We start from the raw sequence: 15,985 nt of genomic DNA, 5'->3' as shown, positions 1-15,985 counted from the left end.
CGTAGTGCGGCAGGATTCTGTCTGAACACCTGTCTATGGAGGAGGCGAATCACCGTGTCCGCGAACAGCTTCGGCAGCCGTGACACGCTCCGCGTCGGCGACGCGTCATATGAGATCTTCCGGCTGGACGCCGTCGAGGGCTCCGCGCGCCTCCCGTACAGCCTGAAGATCCTGCTGGAGAACCTCCTCCGCACCGAGGACGGCGCCAACATCACCGCCGACCACATCCGTGCGCTGGGCGAGTGGGACCCGAACGCGGCCCCGAGCGTGGAGATCCAGTTCACGCCCGCCCGCGTCATCATGCAGGACTTCACCGGCGTGCCGTGCGTGGTCGACCTGGCCACCATGCGTGAGGCCGTGCGCGACCTCGGCGGCGACGCCGCGCGCATCAACCCGCTGGCTCCGGCCGAGATGGTCATCGACCACTCGGTCATCGTCGACTACTTCGGTCACCCCGACGCCTTCCAGCGCAACGTCGAGCGCGAGTACGAGCGCAACCGCGAGCGTTACCAGTTCCTGCGCTGGGGCCAGACGGCCTTCGACGAGTTCAAGGTCGTGCCGCCCGGCACCGGCATCGTGCACCAGGTCAACATCGAGCACCTGGCCCGCGTGGTCATGACCCGCGACGACGGTGACGTCAAGAGGGCCTACCCCGACACCTGCGTCGGCACCGACTCCCACACCACGATGGAGAACGGCATCGGCGTCCTCGGCTGGGGCGTCGGCGGCATCGAGGCCGAGGCCGCGATGCTCGGCCAGCCGATCTCCATGCTCATCCCGCGCGTGGTCGGCTTCAAGCTCAGCGGCAAGCTGCCCGCCGGCGCCACCGCCACCGACCTGGTGCTGACCATCACCGAGATCCTGCGCAAGCACGGCGTGGTCGGCAAGTTCGTGGAGTTCTACGGCGAGGGCGTCTCGTCCGTGCCGCTGGCCGACCGGGCCACGATCGGAAACATGAGCCCCGAGTTCGGCTCCACCTGCGCGATCTTCCCGATCGACGGCCAGACCATCGACTACCTGCGCCTGACCGGCCGCTCCGAGGAGCAGATCGCCCTCGTCGAGGCCTACGCCAAGGCGCAGGGCCTGTGGCTCGACCCGGCCGCGCCCGAGCCCGGGTTCTCCGAGTACATCGAGCTCGACCTGGCCACGGTCGTCCCGTCCATCGCCGGCCCCAAGCGCCCGCAGGACCGCATCGTCCTGTCGGCCGCCAAGGCCACCTGGCGCCACGACGTGCAGAACTATGTGGCCGACGGCGTGGACGAGGCCGTCGAGGAGACCTTCCCGGCCTCCGACGCGCCCGCCTCCAACGCCAGCGCCAACGGCGGCCGGCCGCACAAGCCGGTGCCCGTCACGCTGGCCGACGGCACCTCCTTCGAGATCGACCACGGCATCGTCTCGATCGCCGCGATCACCTCGTGCACCAACACCTCCAACCCGTTCGTCATGCTGGGCGCGGCCCTGCTGGCCCGCAACGCCGTCGAGAAGGGCCTGACCCGCAAGCCGTGGGTCAAGACCTCGCTGGCCCCCGGCTCCCAGGTCGTCACCGGCTACTTCGAGCGCTCCGGCCTGCAGCCGTACCTCGACAAGATCGGCTTCAACCTGGTCGGCTACGGCTGCACCACCTGCATCGGCAACTCGGGGCCGCTCCTGCCGGAGATCTCCGAGGCCATCCAGGCCAACGACCTGGCCGTCACCGCGGTGCTGTCCGGCAACCGCAACTTCGAGGGCCGGATCAACCCCGACGTCAAGATGAACTACCTGGCCTCGCCGCCGCTCGTGGTGGCCTACGCGCTGGCCGGCACCATGGACCTCGACCTCGACACCGAGCCGCTCGGCCTCGGCAACGACGGCGAGCCCGTCTACCTGCGCGACATCTGGCCGTCGCCGGAGGAGATCGCCGCGGTGGTCAACTCCTCGATCGGCCGCGACATGTTCGAGCGCGACTACGCCGACGTCTTCAAGGGCGACGACCACTGGCGCTCGCTGCCGATCCCGACCGGTGACACGTTCGAGTGGGACCCCGACTCCACCTACGTGCGCAAGGCCCCCTACTTCGACGGCATGCCGGAGAAGCCGGAGCCCGTCACCGACATCAAGGGCGCCCGCGTGCTGGTCAAGGTCGGCGACTCGGTCACCACCGACCACATCTCGCCGGCCGGCTCCATCAAGGTCGGCACCCCCGCCGCCCAGTACCTCCAGGCCAACGGCGTCGAGGTCAAGGACTTCAACTCCTACGGCTCCCGGCGCGGCAACCACGAGGTGATGATCCGCGGCACGTTCGCCAACATCCGCCTGCGCAACCAGATCGCGCCGGGCACCGAGGGCGGCTACACCCGCGACTTCACCCAGCCCGACGGCCCCGTGTCGTTCATCTACGACGCCTCGGTCAACTACGCCGCGGCCGGCACACCGCTGGTGGTGCTGGCGGGCAAGGAGTACGGCTCCGGCTCCTCGCGCGACTGGGCGGCCAAGGGCACGGCGCTGCTGGGCGTGCGCGCGGTCATCGCCGAGTCCTACGAGCGCATCCACCGCTCCAACCTGATCGGCATGGGCGTGCTGCCGCTGCAGTTCCCCGAGGGCGGCTCGGCCGCGTCGCTGGGCCTGACGGGCGAGGAGACGTTCGACATCACGGGCGTCGAGGAGCTCAACAAGGGCACCGGCATCCCGCGCACCGTGCACGTCAAGGCCGGTGACGTGGAGTTCGACGCGGTCGTCCGCATCGACACGCCCGGCGAGGCCGACTACTACCGGCACGGCGGCATCATGCAGTACGTGCTGCGCTCGCTGCTGGCCAAGTAGGTCTTCCCGTGCTCCCGCCCGGTCATGAGCCGGCCGGGAGCCGGGGGTTGGGGGCGTGATCCTCACGCGCCCCCGCATCGGGGGAACCACCCGACACCCAGGAGAGCCGCCCCGCGGGACACCCCCCGCGAGGCGGCTCTCGTCCTGTCTGGCTGCTAACCGGCGAACAGCCGGGCGACCAGCTCGCCGCGGCTGGACAGGCCCGCCTTGCCGAAGACGGCCTTCAGATGGCCTCTCACCGTGTGCGGGGAGATGAACAGCGCCGCGGCGATCTCCGCGGTGGCCAGGCCCTGCGCCACCAGCCGGGCGATCTCGAACTCGCGCGGCGTCAGGCCATAGGACTGGGCGACGATGAGGGCCAGGTCGGCGGGGGTGGCGGGCTCGATGACCAGCACCACGGGTCCGGGCCGCCCGCCCGAGCCGGTCAGGCACGAGGCCCGGCAGGTCAGCCACCGGCCGTCGCGGGTCCGCAGCCGGATGCGGGCGTTGCCGCGGTCGCGGCCCTGGGCGATGGCGCGCGCCTGGAGCGCCGTGCCGATCAGCCAGATGGGCAGGCTCAGGCCGAGTGCCGAGGGGGTGGACGGGCCGTCCGGGAGTGATGCGAGGTGGGTGCGCGCCTCCTCGTTGATCGACGTGGCCTCGCCGTTCTCGTCGAACAGCAACAGACCGGGCGCCGAGCCCCCGCCCCCGCCCCCACCCGCGCCGTTCGTTCCATGCCGGGTGGTGCTTCCGCCGCCTGACCCGTGCGGGGTGGTGCCTTCGCCCCCTGGCCCGTGTGGGGTGGCGAAGCGGCGCAGGCGGTCGGCCAGTGGCCCGGACAGCTCGGCGAGCAGCGCGACGTCGTCCTGCCCGAACGCCGGGGCGCCGCGCATGCGGAACAGGCTCACCGACCCCCACGGCCGCCCGCCGACCCGCAGCACGGCCCGCAGCTCGTCGTCGATGCCCTGGCGGCCGAGCAGGCTGCGGAAGCGGGCGCTGCGGGCAGGCAGGCCGCCGGTCGCCGCCCGCAGACCCGCCGCCGGTACCTCGGCGCGGGCCAGGTCGCGGAACGGCAGCACGTTCTCCTCTAGCAGCTCGCTCTCCCAGTAGGCGCCGCAGCCCTCGCCCGATCCGAGGTTCTCCACCAGCATGGGCGCCGTCACCAGGCCGGTCTCCGGGTCGGTCGCCGACCACACGGCGGCGTCGAACGGCATCAGCCGCCGCAGCGGCCGAGGCGCGGCTGAAGCAGCCGAGCGCGTCGGCCGCCCGGTCGGCCGCCGTCAGGACCTCGGCGTGACGGTGCGCGCGGGTCATCGAGCCTCCTGATCTGCGTGCTGCCCTGGACAGGACAGCCTGCCTGCGCCGCCCTCCCTGCGCCAACCCCCCGTTTGAGGGGGTCATTCCCCGCCGATCCGCTGTGCGCGAGGGATGGAGCGCGTCCGCGCCGCCCGCGAGGCTCGGACCTGCCATCAGAACGATCACCCACCTTCAGGACGAGTACGAGGGAGAACGCCGTGCACATCGCGATCATCGGGGGCGGGGCCGCCGCGGTCGGCCTGCTGGACGCGCTGGCCGTGGGCGGGACGGAGGGGGCGGAGGTCACCGTCTTCGAGCCGTCCGCCGAGCTGTGGCGGGGGCGGCCGTACGGGCCCGATCTGGGCAGCGTGCTGGTCAACGCGCCCCCCGCGATCATGTCCATCCGGGGCTCCGACTCCGGGCACTACGCCGCCTGGCTGGGGCCGGAGCGCGCCGCCGCGCACCTGGACGAGCTGCTGGGGCAGCCGCTGGTGCCGCGTGCGCTCTACGGCGCGTACCTGGCCGACACCGCCGAGGCGGCTCTGGCCCGGCTGCGGGCACGAGGCTGCCGGACCCGCGTCGTCGCCTCCCGCGTCACCTCGGTGACCGGCGCCGGCGCCGGTGCTGCTGCCGATGCCGGCGGCAGTGACGGTGGCGGTGCTGGTGGCGGTGCTGGTGGCGGTGGCGGTGGCGGTGGCGGGGTGCGGCTGGTGCTGCGTACCGGGGACGGGCAGGAGCACCTGGCCGACCAGGTCGTGCTGTGCGTCGGTGGGGGAACGCCGCAGGACCACTACGGGCTCAGCGGGGCGCCGGGGTACGTCGATGATCCGTACCCGCTGGCGGGCACGCTCGACGAGGTTCGGGGCGAGGCCGACGTCGCGGTGATCGGCAGCGGGCTGACGGCCGTGGACGTGGTCGTGTCGCTGGCCGCGCGCGGCCACACCGGGCGGATCGCCCTCGTCTCCCGCACCGGCATGCTGCCCGCCGTCTGGCAACGCCCCCTCGGCCACCACCGGCGGCACCTCACCGTCGATCGGGTGGAGGCGCTGCGCCGCGAGCACGGCACGGTCACCCTCGTCCAGCTGGCCGGCTTGCTGCGGGAGGAGCTGGAGGAGGTGGGCGAGGACTTCGCCGCCTTCACCCAGGAGCTGCTGTCCGCGGGGTCCGAGCCGCCCGTCGAGCGGTTGCGGCGGCAACTGGCCGCCGTCGGCGACCCCGCGATCGCGCGGCGGGTGCTGCAGGAGGCCGCGCACGTCGTCGGCCCGTTCGCGTGGCGGCTGCTCCCCGAGCCCGACCGCGAACGGCTGCGCCACCACGCCCGCCTGGCCATCGGCGTGGCCTCGCCGATGGTGCCGGTGAACGCCGCGGTGCTGCTGCGCCTGTTCGACTCGGGGCAGCTCTCGATCGTGGCCGGCGTGCGCAAGATCGAGGCGGCGGGGTATGACGGATCGCAAGTGCGGGGCGGCGGCGCGGTGGGGGACGGCGGGTTCCGGGTGTGGGGTGACGGCGGGATCCTGGACGTGGACGTCGCCGTCAACGCGGTGAACCCCTCGCCCCAGGCCGTGCCCGGCGCGGCCGAGCCGCTGGTCACCACCCTGCTCGCCGGCGGCCTGGCGGCGCTGCACCCGTCGGGCGGGCTGGTCCCCGCCGACCCGCGCCTGCACGTGCTGGGGGACCTGGCAGGAGGCGGGTCGTTCATCACCTCCAGCATCCCGGGCCTCGCCGCCCAGGCCGCCCGCCTCGCCGGTGCGCTGACGGGCTGAGGGGCGTCCGGCGGTGACCCGGTGTGCGGTGCTGCCTGATGGCGTCCGGCATGCATGAGGCCCTCCCTACCGGCTTTCCTTCTAGAGGTCGTCGCAACACCCCAGGTTGGGGAGTGCGATGGAAGAGTTCGAGATTCGCAAGATCCGATCTCCGCAGGGCCCGAAGAAGGTGACCCGTGAGCGGGAGGAATACTTCCGGCTTATGGATCGAGGTTTCAGCAGCCGGGAAGCGCGCCGGATCGTTGGGATCAACGTCCGGACCGGGAAGCGGTGGCGGAACGGCTGGAAACGCACCAAATGGAACAAGGGGGCACCGCCCGAACCACGGACGGTGCCCCGACCGGGCGAGTCTCGCTATCTGCGGGAAGACGAGCGGATCTACATCGCCGACCGGGTGCGAGAGAAAGCGGCGATCCGCGAGCTGGGCCGTGCGCCGTCACCATCAGCCGGGAGATCCGCCGCAACCGGCACCCCACAGGCGGCCAGTACCGGCCGCACGCCGCTCAGGCCCGAGCCGACGCGCGCCGGCCCCGCCCCAAGCCCAGCAAGATTGACCAGAACCCCGAGTTGCGGGCCTGCATTCAAAAGCACCTACACAAGCGCTGGAGCCCAGAGCAGATCGTCCGGAGCCTGCGCCGGACCTTCCCCGAGCGGGCGGAGATGCACGTGTGTCACGAGGCCATCTACAGCACACCCATGGTCATGATCAGCGAGCGGCCCGCCGAAGCTGACGACCGGGCCGTCCCCGGCCACTGGGAAGGGCACTGCATCATCGGCAAGAACGGCAGCTCGGCCATCGGCACGCTGGTCGAGCGCACTACCCGCTACGTGATGCTCGTCCGCTTGCCGATCGACCGCAGCGCCGAGCGTATGCGCGACGCCTTGCTGGACACTGTCGCGACGCTACCCGCGTATCTCAAGCGCTCTCTGACCTGGGACCAGGGCAGTGAGATGGGTCGCCACCACGAGTTCTCCGTCGCCGCCGACATGCCCGTCTACTTCTGCGACCCGGCCGGCCCTTGGCCGCGCGGCTCCAACGAAACACGAACGGCCTGCTGCGCCAGTACTTCCCCAAGAGCACCGACCTGTCAGTCCACACCCGCGACCAGCTCGATGCCGTCGCCGCCGAACTTAACGCCAGACCACGAAAGACGCTCGACTGGCAAACTTCAGCCGAGCGTCTCGCCATGCTGCTGGCCGTCGACAGCTCATGAAATCCCCGGGAATCCTCCGGAGTATGAAGTGACACCGCTATTTTTGGCAGTGTGCATCGCCCTCGGCGGGTGCCGCTCGACCTCGCCCCCGGCCTGAACATCGGCAACACCTTTATGCTGTCTGCCCCAATTGTCGGTGAGGGTGGACATACTGCCCCAGTGATTGACGAGACGCAGCGCCGGATGCCGATTTCCTGCAGCGCAACCCCTATCTCGCACAGGCCACCTGCTGGACTGTCGTGCAGCCGATCGCCTCCCCCTTAACCGTCGAGGCCATCGCCGAGCGACTCGGCGGACGGGCCGAGGACCTGGAGTCAGAGCCCGACGACGATGTGGACGAAGCCGACTACGAAGGGGCCTTCTACATCAGCCACGACGGCGCGTCGTTCATCCTCTACGAGGACAACGGCTACCAGGGCAACCGTCCGGAGGTGTTGCGGCGGCTGAGTGACGGAGCCCGCGCGCTGAGCCTTTTCTGGAACGTCAACTGGACGGCCAGGCTGACATACGCCGCTTACGGCACGATTGTCACCGCATTGGACCCGAAGTTTCCCGGTGAGCGATGGGGTAAGACTCCGCACGTACTCGATACAGAGCTCACGGTTCTGGAGGCGGCAGCCGAACCTGGCGAATGGCAGGCGGCCGCGATGGCCGTCGTCGAAGCCGTCACCGGAGTGAGACTCGACCTGCCTGACGCGAGCGCGCCACGACTGCTCTTGGAGGAGACCATCCCGGATGACCCGCGTGCTCCCAGCGCATTGGGTGGCGTCGATCCCGATCTGGACGTTCGGCTGCGCCTGGCACCCCAGCCCGTACAGACCGCGGTGATCCATCGCGTCGTCAACGCCTACGTCGCGGCAACCGGCCTGGCGGGCGAACCGATGGTCCGGGAGGCGCTCGACCGCCTCGTTACCGGCGGCGGTGATGCAAGGCGAGCAGGGGCCGACCTGACGCCGCTCCTGGCCCGGCTCATGGACGATAGGCGTGACGAGCACGGAGCGGTTCTTGCGGAGGACCATCCTGTTTCGCGCCGCTTCTGGGCGGCCCGGGCTCTGGACGAGGCCATGCCGGGACGCACGTGGCCTGATCGCCTGGATGCGCTCGTCAACGCGCCCACCATCCTCGGCGACATGTGGCCGGCGCTGCGTGCCCAGATCAAGACCATGATCGCCGAAGGGAGGAGCTCAGCGTCCACCTGCGCTCCTCAACCGTTCGAATAGCTATGCCCTGGACAGACGCGCTCTCTCGGGCTGGTCACACGTTCGATCACGACATCTAGACCCAAGATGAGGGCGGCCCACGCCAGTAGCGGAAGACGCTCGGCCAGGGGCAGCCCTACCGAGCGTCTCGCTATGCTTCTCGACATCAACAATTGATCACTGTGTTGCGACGACCCCTGGAATTCGCCCGGCCCTCGGGGGGCCTTCATGGTGCCCTCACCGGCCGCGGCGAGACCGATCAAGAAGCCGTGCCGACTACGTTGACCAGCGCGGCAACGGCCGCAGCCAGGACTGCGACCCCGCCACCTGCCCCCGGCCCAGTGGGGCGACGACGCACACCGCTCGCTGCGCCCCTACATCCAGCAAGGACGGCTCACGACACCTTGGCAGCGGGCGCCGACCAGGTGTCACAGGCGGCGGGCGACGTGGCCGCGAGCCCCCGCTTGAACCAGCCGACCCGCCCGGCCCCCCTGCCATGACTGCGCCGCTCACCGTCGTCACCGCTGGCGCGCACCGCCTCGTACAGGGCGGACCAGTCCGCACCCGTACGCGCCAGAGACCCCCGCACGCTGCCCAGGAACACCCCGGCCAGGCAGTCGGCCTGCAGCTCGAACCGGCGCCGCAGCTCGGCCCTGGCGTTCGGCTCGGCGCGGTAGCGGGCCTCGTAGGAGCGGCGGATGCCGGTGAGGGTCTGCAGGTGGTGACCGTACTCGTGGGCGGCGACCTTGAACGGGTAGAGGTCGGTGCGGCCCTCGATCCAGCGGCCGGTCAGCGGGAACACCAGGGTCTTGGCGGGATGGCAGTAGAAGGCGTCCACGTCCGCGACCGGCACCCCGCACACGCTGCCCTCCTCGGCGTACCGCACGGCCGGCGGCTCGAAGCGCGTCCCCGTACGGGCGAAGTACGCGGACCACGATGTGTCCAGGCACTTCACGACCGTGTCCAGGTACTCGCGGGTGCGCGGGATCCCGCCGGAGCTGAGCGGCGGCTCGGGGCAGGCGGTCGTGGCCAGCTTGCCGGCCTTCTTCGGGAACGGGGGTGCGGCGGCGTGTGCGGTCTGGGGGGACAGGAGGGTGATGGTGAGGAGGGTGGAGAGGAGGAGGGGGGATGATCGCACGGAGGTGAGCTTAGGGGAATGCGGAGTGTGGCACGATGAGAGGTGCCACCCGGCGAACCGCTATTTCGCCGGGCGGCGACATTTTCTAAATCGTGTCGGTGATCCAGTCCGTGACCTCACGGACGATCTCGTCAGGAGCGATCCCGACCCTTCTCCTGAAGCGTTGTGGAGACACGCTGCGTACATGCTCCACCATCGCCCAGCTCGGCTTCTCCAGACCCGTGCCCTCGGTCGGGACGGGAACGTGATTGTCCCATCCCCGATCGGTCGTGGTCAGCGGAACGATGATCTTGACTGCGGTGGCGGAGTTGAAGCCGTCGTTGCTGACGACCAACACGGGGCGGCGATAACCCTGCTCTCGGCCGGATGGTTCGCCCAGGTCAGCGAGCCAGATCTCGCCCTGGATCACCCTCATCTCTCTCCTCGGGAAACGTGATGAGCCCCTCCCACTCCGGTGCGATGCGGGTGGAGCGCGGTGGACCGCCCTGGACCAGCTCGGATTCGGCGAGATAGTCCGCCCAGGCTTGCGGATCCTCCCTCCGTGTCTGCTCCATCTGCTCCGCGACGTGCTGCCAGCGCTGCTTTCGCTCCATCTCACGGATGGCCTGGTCGATGATCGCGGTCATGGGTTCACCTGCTTTCTTGGCCAGCGCTGCGATTCGGTCTCGGGTCGTGACACTGACGCGTATCGTGGTCGCCTTCGGCTTCATGGCCATACTCCTGAGGTTACGTACGCGTCTGCGGGAAACAATACAGCGCCCCGATCACTCTCGTGTCACTTATGGCAACAGAGAGTAAAGATGATTGACTCGTCTCCATGACAAATGCGGCATTGGTCCTGATTGTGGGTGGCTTGGCGGTTTTCCTCGGCGCCATCGTCCAAGGCGGCGTCGGTTTCGGGCTGGGCCTGGTCGCGGCGCCCGTGCTCACCATGCTGGCCCCCGACCTGATGCCCGGCATGATCCAGGTGGTCAATCTGACGCTCCCGCTGTTCACGCTGGCCGTCGAGTGGCGGCGGGTGGACTGGCGCGGGCTGGGGTTCGCGTTGCTTGGGAGGCTGCCGGGGAGTGCCATAGCCGCAGTCATCGTTGTCTACGTTTCTGTCTACACTCGAGGCATCTTCGTCGCCGTCATGGTGCTGATCGCCGTGGCGCTGACGGCGCGGGCGCTGAGCGTGCCGCGCAACGGGTACACGATCACGTCGGCCGGGTTCGTGTCGGGTATCACCGGCACCGCCACCGGCATCGGCGGGCCGCCCATCGCGCTCGTCTACCAGAACGCCAAGGGGCCCCAGATCAGGGCCACGCTGGCGATGTTCTTCTTTCTGAGCGCGGGCCAGTCGCTGGTGATCCTCCAGCTCGTGGGGGAGCTGCCCGGGCAGGCGTTGCTGGTCGGGGGTGTGCTGATCGTGCCCATGGTGCTCGGGTTCCTGGTGTCGGGGCCGCTGCGGCGCTACCTCGACGGGGGCAAGGTGCGGGTGGCGGTGCTCACGGTGGCGGCGCTGTCCGCCGTGGGTCTGATCGCGCAGAACCTGATCACTGCCGCGTGAGGCCGGTGCTGGCCGTGCCGAACCTGATCACTGCCGCGTGAGGCCGGTGCTGGCCGTGCCGAACGCGATCACGCCGGGTGAGGCCCGGCGCGCCGCACCGCGCCGGGCCTCGCTGGTCAGCTCACCGGCGTGTTCATGTCGGTCTGGAGCTGCGCGGCCGTAAGGGCCCTGTTGTAGATGCGCACTTCGTCGATCTGCCCGCTGAACACCTGGTTGAGCAGGCCGTTGCCACCGATCCTGAGCGAGCTGCCGTCCGTTCTGATCGCCCCCGACACCGCCTGCTGGGCGACCTGCGCGCCGTTGACGTACAGCCGCAGCGTCGTGCCGTCGTACGTGGCCGCGAGGTGCGACCACGTGTTGACCGGCAGGGCGGCGGTGCCCGGCAGGTCGGCGGCGGCGGTGGTGTGGATACGGGCGTGGGGCCGCTGGTCCGGCGCGCCGGCCGACAGCGCGTACGCCAGGCCGCCCGAATGCCGCTTCATGACCACGGTGCGCCAGCCGCTGACGCTGGACGGGCGGACCCACGCCTCGATCGTCATGCCGGAGGTGAGCCGCAGCCCCGCGGAGTCGGGCACGTTCACCCAGCTCAGCACCCCGTTGAAGGACAGGGCCCGGCCGTACCTGCCGCTCGCCGTCCGGCTCGTCCCGGAGGCGGTGCCGGTGTTGCCGTTGTCCGAGGCGTCGGTGACCGTGCTGCCCGAGGCCTCGTCCATCCCGTACGCGGCCACCAGCCCGCCCGCCGGCGGCACCAGCGTGTACGCGGCCGTGTACGTGGTCGCCGTCGCGGGCGCCACCACCTGGTGCGAGGCGGCCCCGCCGTCGGACCAGGACGCGAACGCGTAGCTCTGGCCGCCGAGGCTCTGCGGCGACGGCGCCGAGATCGAGTTGCCGGAGCCGACGATCACCGTACGGGTGAACGGCGTGGCCACCTGCTCACTGTTGAAGCCCAGCCGCAACCCGGACGGCGAGGAGGCGAACGTCAGGTTCACGGTCCTGGGCTGCAGCAGCACGCTCTCGGTGTCGGTCAGCCCGTGGGCGTCGGTGACGGTCAGGCGCAGCTCCAGGTGCGAGGGGTACTCGTGGTCGGGCGCCTGGAACGAGCCGCTCGCGCCGGTGAACGTGGTGATCTCGTGCTCGTGGCAGGTGCTGGGGCAGTGATGCATGATCAGGGCCCAGCGCATGCGCGAGCCGGGGATCGTGCCGTCCTGGGCGTCGCTCCCGCTGCCCGAGAACGCGATCGACTGGCCGACCGCCCAGGTGGTGGACGCCGTCGGCGCGGTGATGGTGGCCGAGGGGGCGGTGTTCGCCACGTTGACGGTCACGGTGGCGTCGCCCTGGCCGCCGCGGTTGTCGCTCACCCGCAGCCGCACCACCGGGGAGCCCGGCTGGGTGTAGGTGAAGGACGGGGTGGCCGAGGTGGAGTCGTCGAGCTCGCCGTCGCCGTCCAGGTCCCAGGCGTAGGTGAGGGGGTCGCCGTCGGCGTCGCCGGAGCGGGCGGCGGAGAAGTTCACCGTGAGCGGCGCGTCGCCCGAGGTGGGGGAGGCGTCGATGACGGCGGTGGGCGGCGTGTTGGCGTAGATGTAGCGGACGACGGTGCCGTTGGTGTAGTCGACCGCGAACAGGTCGCCGCCGGGGCCGATCTCCAGCTCGACCGCGGGGATGCCGGAGTCGAAGTTGGCCACGGTGGCGGGGTCGGGCAGGCCGTTCGCGCCCGCGGTCATCACCCACACGCACGAGCGGCTGTAGTCGGAGAAGAACAGCGCGCCGTCGTAGGCGGCCGGGTAGTCGCCGCCCTGGTAGAAGGCCACGCCGCTGGAGGACGAGCCGCCGGTGGGGCAGGGGTCGTTCGGGGCGGGCCTGGAGTTGTGGTTCCAGGCGAAGTACGGGGCGGCGTGCGCGGCGGCGCCGGCCGTGTAGAGGCTCTCGCACAGGTTCAGGTTGAGGTTGTCGTAGCCCCCCTGGCGGCCGGTGCCCTCGTAGCAGGGCCAGCCGAAGTTGGGCACGGCGGTCGTGGGCGAGGCGATCCGGTTGAGCTCCTCGAACGTGCTCCAGCCGACCTCGCCGGACCAGATCTCGCTGGTGCCGGGGCGGTGGGTGATGCGGAACGGGTTGCGCAGGCCGTGGGCGACGATCCTGGCGACGTTCGGGTCGGCGCTGCCCGCGTTCGGGTTCCCGGCCGCGGCGGCCCCCGTGTCGGGATCGATCCGGATCACGGTGCCGGCCAGCCCGGCGGGGTCGGCGCTGCTGCGCACGTCCTGCGAGCGCAGCGCGCCACCCTCGGCGGTGGGCGGGGTGAGCGCGGTGCCGACGGGCGACGGCGGGTCGCCGCACGGGTTGTCCGGGGTGATGTCGGAGGCGGGCAGGTTGTCCTGGCCGTAGTCGGCGAAGTTGAAGCTGGCCCCGTCGCCGCCGGAGGCGTACAGCGCGCCGTCGGCGCCGAACTGCAGGTCCCCCACCGAGTGGCTGGGGTGCTGCTGGCACCAGTCGGTGATCAGCGGCGTCTCCGCCCCGGCCGGGGAGATCACCGACAGGCGGCCGGTGACCAGGCAGCCGTCGGCGGTGGCGCCGGGCGGGGTCGGGCAGGGGTCGTCGGTGCCGCCCGGGGTGCCCCAGCGGGGCGCGGTGCCGCCGGGGACGGCGTCGTAGGCGTACAGGACGTACATGCGCGGGTCGGCGGGGAAGTCCGGGTGCAGCGCGAGGCCGAGCAGGCCGCGGTCCCAGAAGTTGTGCACCTGGGTGCGCAGGTCGGCGTACGTGGTCGGGGTGGTGTCGGAGAGCGAGTCGAAGACTTTGATCAGGCCGCTCTTCTCGGCCACGAAGACTCGCCCGTCGGGGGAGAACTCGATGTTGGACGGGTGGTTCAGGCCGCTGAAGACCGTCTGTTTCTGGAACTGCGCGGGTAACGCCGCCGCCGGTGGAACGTTCCCGGCGATGAGGGCGGCGGAGAGGAGCAGGATCGTGCCCAGGGCGCTGCAGAGCCGCTTCACGGAACCCCCAGATGGGTAGGAACAGCGTCCCCGCACGCCGAATGGCCTTGATCGATGTATCGCAGATGAAGGGGCGGTTTGTCACGAGTTGTGGCCGCATGTGGACGCAAGAGAGTTGGCGGGCGCCTGCGGCTCGATCCTGTCGGCCGGCGCTGACAACATGACCGGATGATCACGACCCCCGGCGACCACGCCTGGTTCTCCTACGAGCGCTTCCCCGACCTCGCGGAGGCCTACTGCTTCACCTACGTCCGCGGCCTGACACCTGAGCAGCTGCTGCTCCGGCTCGGTGCCCGGCCGGAGGAGCCGACGCCCATGACCCTCGCGGAGCTGACCGAGACCCGCCGCCTGGCCGGCTACGACACCGTGCTCGTCGGCGTCACGGCCATCGGCGGCTGGGCGTTCGCCGTCGAGCCCAACGGCGGGCTCGGCGCCGACGAGCGGATCATCGCCTCGCTGTCGGCGGGGACCCGCGTCGTCTCCCACTTCCGAGACGTCGAAGGCGTCGAGTACTTCTTCTGGGCGGAGGACGGCGAGCTCCGGTTCTGCTTCCTCGCCGACGAGGGCTACTCCGAGGAGGTGCCGGACGAGATCGCGGAGGTCATGCGGGGCGTCGACACGGACCTGTATCCCAGCGAAGGGCCGGCGTTCCTGCTGGCCGAGCGGCTGACCGGCATCACCTTGACGGCGGAGCTGCTGGAGGGCTCCGCCTACCTGGGCGCGGTCGTCCCGTAGCGGGGGTGATAGCCGCCAGGCGTCGAAAAGGTTGAGCTGGCGTTTCTGGATTGTTACCGGAAACAACAAACTGGGCGTCGCTACCCCCTTCCAATGTGGTCCGTCCCGGAATACGTTGCCGCAAACAACATTCATCCGGGCCCCTCCGGAAGAAAGGACCCTGCACCATGCGCAAGGGGATCCTCAGCCTGACCGCCGCGGCAGCCGCGCTCGCCCTCGGTCTCACCGCCTGCGGGGGCGACAGCGGTCAGACCACGACGTCGACCTCGACCGCCTCGGCCACGGACGCGGCCAAGGCCGGCAAGATCGGTGTCATCCTCCCGGACAGCAAGTCCTCCGCCCGATGGGAGACGGCGGACCGCAAGTACCTGGAAGAGGCGTTCAAGGCCGCCGGCGTCCAGTACGACATCCAGAACGCCCAGAACGACAAGACGGCGTTCCAGACCATCGCCGACCAGATGATCACTAACGGTGCCACCGTCCTGATGATCGTGAACCTGGACAGCGGCACCGGCAAGACGGTCATCGAGAAGGCCAAGTCCCAGGGCGTGGCCACCATCGACTATGACCGGCTGACGCTCGGCGGCGGTGCCGCCTACTACGTCAGCTTCGACAACACCAAGGTGGGCACGCTGCAGGGCGAGGGCCTGAGCAAGTGCCTGACCGACAAGAAGGTGGAAAAGCCGATCGTGGCCTACCTGAACGGCTCGCCGACGGACAACAACGCGACGCTGTTCAAGGCCGGTTACGACGGTGTGCTGAAGCCCAAGTTCGACGGCGGCGAGTACGTCAAGGGCCCCGAGCAGTCGGTGCCCGAATGGGACAACACCCAGGCCGGAACGCTCTTCGAGCAGATGCTGACCGAGCAGCCGAAGATCGCCGGAGTGCTGGCCGCCAACGACGGGCTCGGCAACGCCGCCATCACGGTGCTGAAGAAGAACAAGCTGAACGGCAAGGTGCCCGTGACCGGCCAGGACGCCACCGTCCAGGGCCTGCAGAACATCCTCGCGGGTGACCAGTGCATGACCGTCTACAAGGCCGTCAAGAAGGAGGCCGACGCGGCGGCCAAGCTCGCCGTCGCGCTGGCCAAGGGTGAGAAGCCCGCGGCGAGCAGCAGCGTCAAGGACCCCGAGTCGGGTCAGGACGTGCCCGCCGAGCTGATGGAGCCGCAGGCCATCTACTTCGACAACGTCAAGGACGTGGTGGCCGACGGTTACGTCACCAAGGAGGAGCTCTGCACGGGCGACTTCGCCGCCAAGTGCACCGAGGCAGGAATCAGTTAACACCGAGAGGGGTACGGCCCGCGCCACGAGCGAGGGCCGTACC

At 70.2% G+C, this 15,985-nt stretch carries 11 protein-coding genes and 1 pseudogene; 7 read left to right on the top strand and 5 right to left on the bottom strand.

All coding sequences use genetic code 11. The annotated features are described in order from the left end of the window. Window positions 1-54 precede the first annotated feature (54 nt). A complete protein-coding gene (gene acnA / locus LCN96_RS41360; RefSeq protein WP_311132054.1) occupies window positions 55-2,799 on the top strand; it encodes an aconitate hydratase AcnA in 2,745 nt (914 codons plus the stop codon). A gap of 155 nt (window positions 2,800-2,954) precedes the next feature. Here acnA and LCN96_RS41355 read toward each other — a convergent pair whose 3' ends face one another. Beyond that, the gene (locus LCN96_RS41355) at window positions 2,955-3,992 is read right to left on the bottom strand and encodes a helix-turn-helix transcriptional regulator (protein WP_225267859.1); all 1,038 of its coding nucleotides are present in this window, start codon (window positions 3,990-3,992) and stop codon (window positions 2,955-2,957) included. Between the two features lie 300 nt (window positions 3,993-4,292). Between LCN96_RS41355 and LCN96_RS41350 the strand changes: the two genes are divergently transcribed. The 3 genes and pseudogenes from LCN96_RS41350 (at window position 4,293) to LCN96_RS41340 (ending at window position 8,271) form a co-directional block, all read left to right on the top strand. Beyond that, window positions 4,293-5,837: an FAD/NAD(P)-binding protein gene (locus LCN96_RS41350; protein WP_225267858.1), complete on the top strand. Its 1,545-nt coding sequence runs from the start codon at window positions 4,293-4,295 to the stop codon at window positions 5,835-5,837. A 202-nt stretch (window positions 5,838-6,039) separates the two neighbouring features. Continuing rightward, a pseudogene (locus tag LCN96_RS41345) lies at window positions 6,040-7,051 on the top strand (IS30 family transposase). A 239-nt stretch (window positions 7,052-7,290) separates the two neighbouring features. Next, on the top strand, window positions 7,291-8,271 hold the full coding sequence (locus LCN96_RS41340) for a DUF6461 domain-containing protein (RefSeq protein ID WP_225267857.1): 981 nt from the start codon (window positions 7,291-7,293) through the stop codon (window positions 8,269-8,271). A gap of 373 nt (window positions 8,272-8,644) precedes the next feature. Here LCN96_RS41340 and LCN96_RS41335 read toward each other — a convergent pair whose 3' ends face one another. The 3 genes from LCN96_RS41335 to LCN96_RS41325 form a co-directional block, all read right to left on the bottom strand. Beyond that, window positions 8,645-9,388, bottom strand: coding sequence for a neutral zinc metallopeptidase (locus LCN96_RS41335; RefSeq protein WP_225267856.1), 744 nt, complete (start codon window positions 9,386-9,388; stop codon window positions 8,645-8,647). Window positions 9,389-9,473: 85 nt separating this feature from the next. Then, a complete protein-coding gene (locus tag LCN96_RS41330) occupies window positions 9,474-9,797 on the bottom strand; it encodes a type II toxin-antitoxin system PemK/MazF family toxin (RefSeq protein ID WP_225267855.1) in 324 nt (107 codons plus the stop codon). Continuing rightward, window positions 9,769-10,104 carry a hypothetical protein gene (locus tag LCN96_RS41325; protein WP_225267854.1) on the bottom strand — a complete coding sequence of 112 codons (336 nt, stop codon included), beginning with the start codon at window positions 10,102-10,104 and terminating at the stop codon, window positions 9,769-9,771. Before LCN96_RS41325 ends, LCN96_RS41330 begins: the two co-directional genes overlap by 29 nt. 128 nt (window positions 10,105-10,232) lie before the next feature. On the opposite strand from LCN96_RS41325, the gene LCN96_RS41320 reads away from it, so the two are divergent. Next, window positions 10,233-10,937, top strand: coding sequence for a sulfite exporter TauE/SafE family protein (locus tag LCN96_RS41320; protein WP_225267853.1), 705 nt, complete (start codon window positions 10,233-10,235; stop codon window positions 10,935-10,937). Between the two features lie 116 nt (window positions 10,938-11,053). Here the strand turns inward: LCN96_RS41320 and LCN96_RS41315 are convergent, their stop codons facing one another. After that, window positions 11,054-13,924 (bottom strand): LamG-like jellyroll fold domain-containing protein, encoded by a 2,871-nt coding sequence (locus LCN96_RS41315; protein ID WP_225267852.1) that lies wholly within the window; start codon window positions 13,922-13,924, stop codon window positions 11,054-11,056. Between the two features lie 168 nt (window positions 13,925-14,092). Here LCN96_RS41315 and LCN96_RS41310 point away from each other — a divergent pair, with 168 nt between their 5' ends. Further along, window positions 14,093-14,659 carry a DUF6461 domain-containing protein gene (locus LCN96_RS41310; RefSeq protein WP_225267851.1) on the top strand — a complete coding sequence of 189 codons (567 nt, stop codon included), beginning with the start codon at window positions 14,093-14,095 and terminating at the stop codon, window positions 14,657-14,659. Window positions 14,660-14,826: 167 nt separating this feature from the next. Continuing rightward, window positions 14,827-15,942: a sugar ABC transporter substrate-binding protein gene (locus tag LCN96_RS41305; RefSeq protein ID WP_225267850.1), complete on the top strand. Its 1,116-nt coding sequence runs from the start codon at window positions 14,827-14,829 to the stop codon at window positions 15,940-15,942. Window positions 15,943-15,985 lie beyond the last annotated feature (43 nt).

Source organism: Nonomuraea gerenzanensis (assembly GCF_020215645.1).
Taxonomy (GTDB): domain Bacteria; phylum Actinomycetota; class Actinomycetes; order Streptosporangiales; family Streptosporangiaceae; genus Nonomuraea; species Nonomuraea gerenzanensis.
This window is presented reverse-complemented; position numbering and strand designations above follow the sequence as displayed.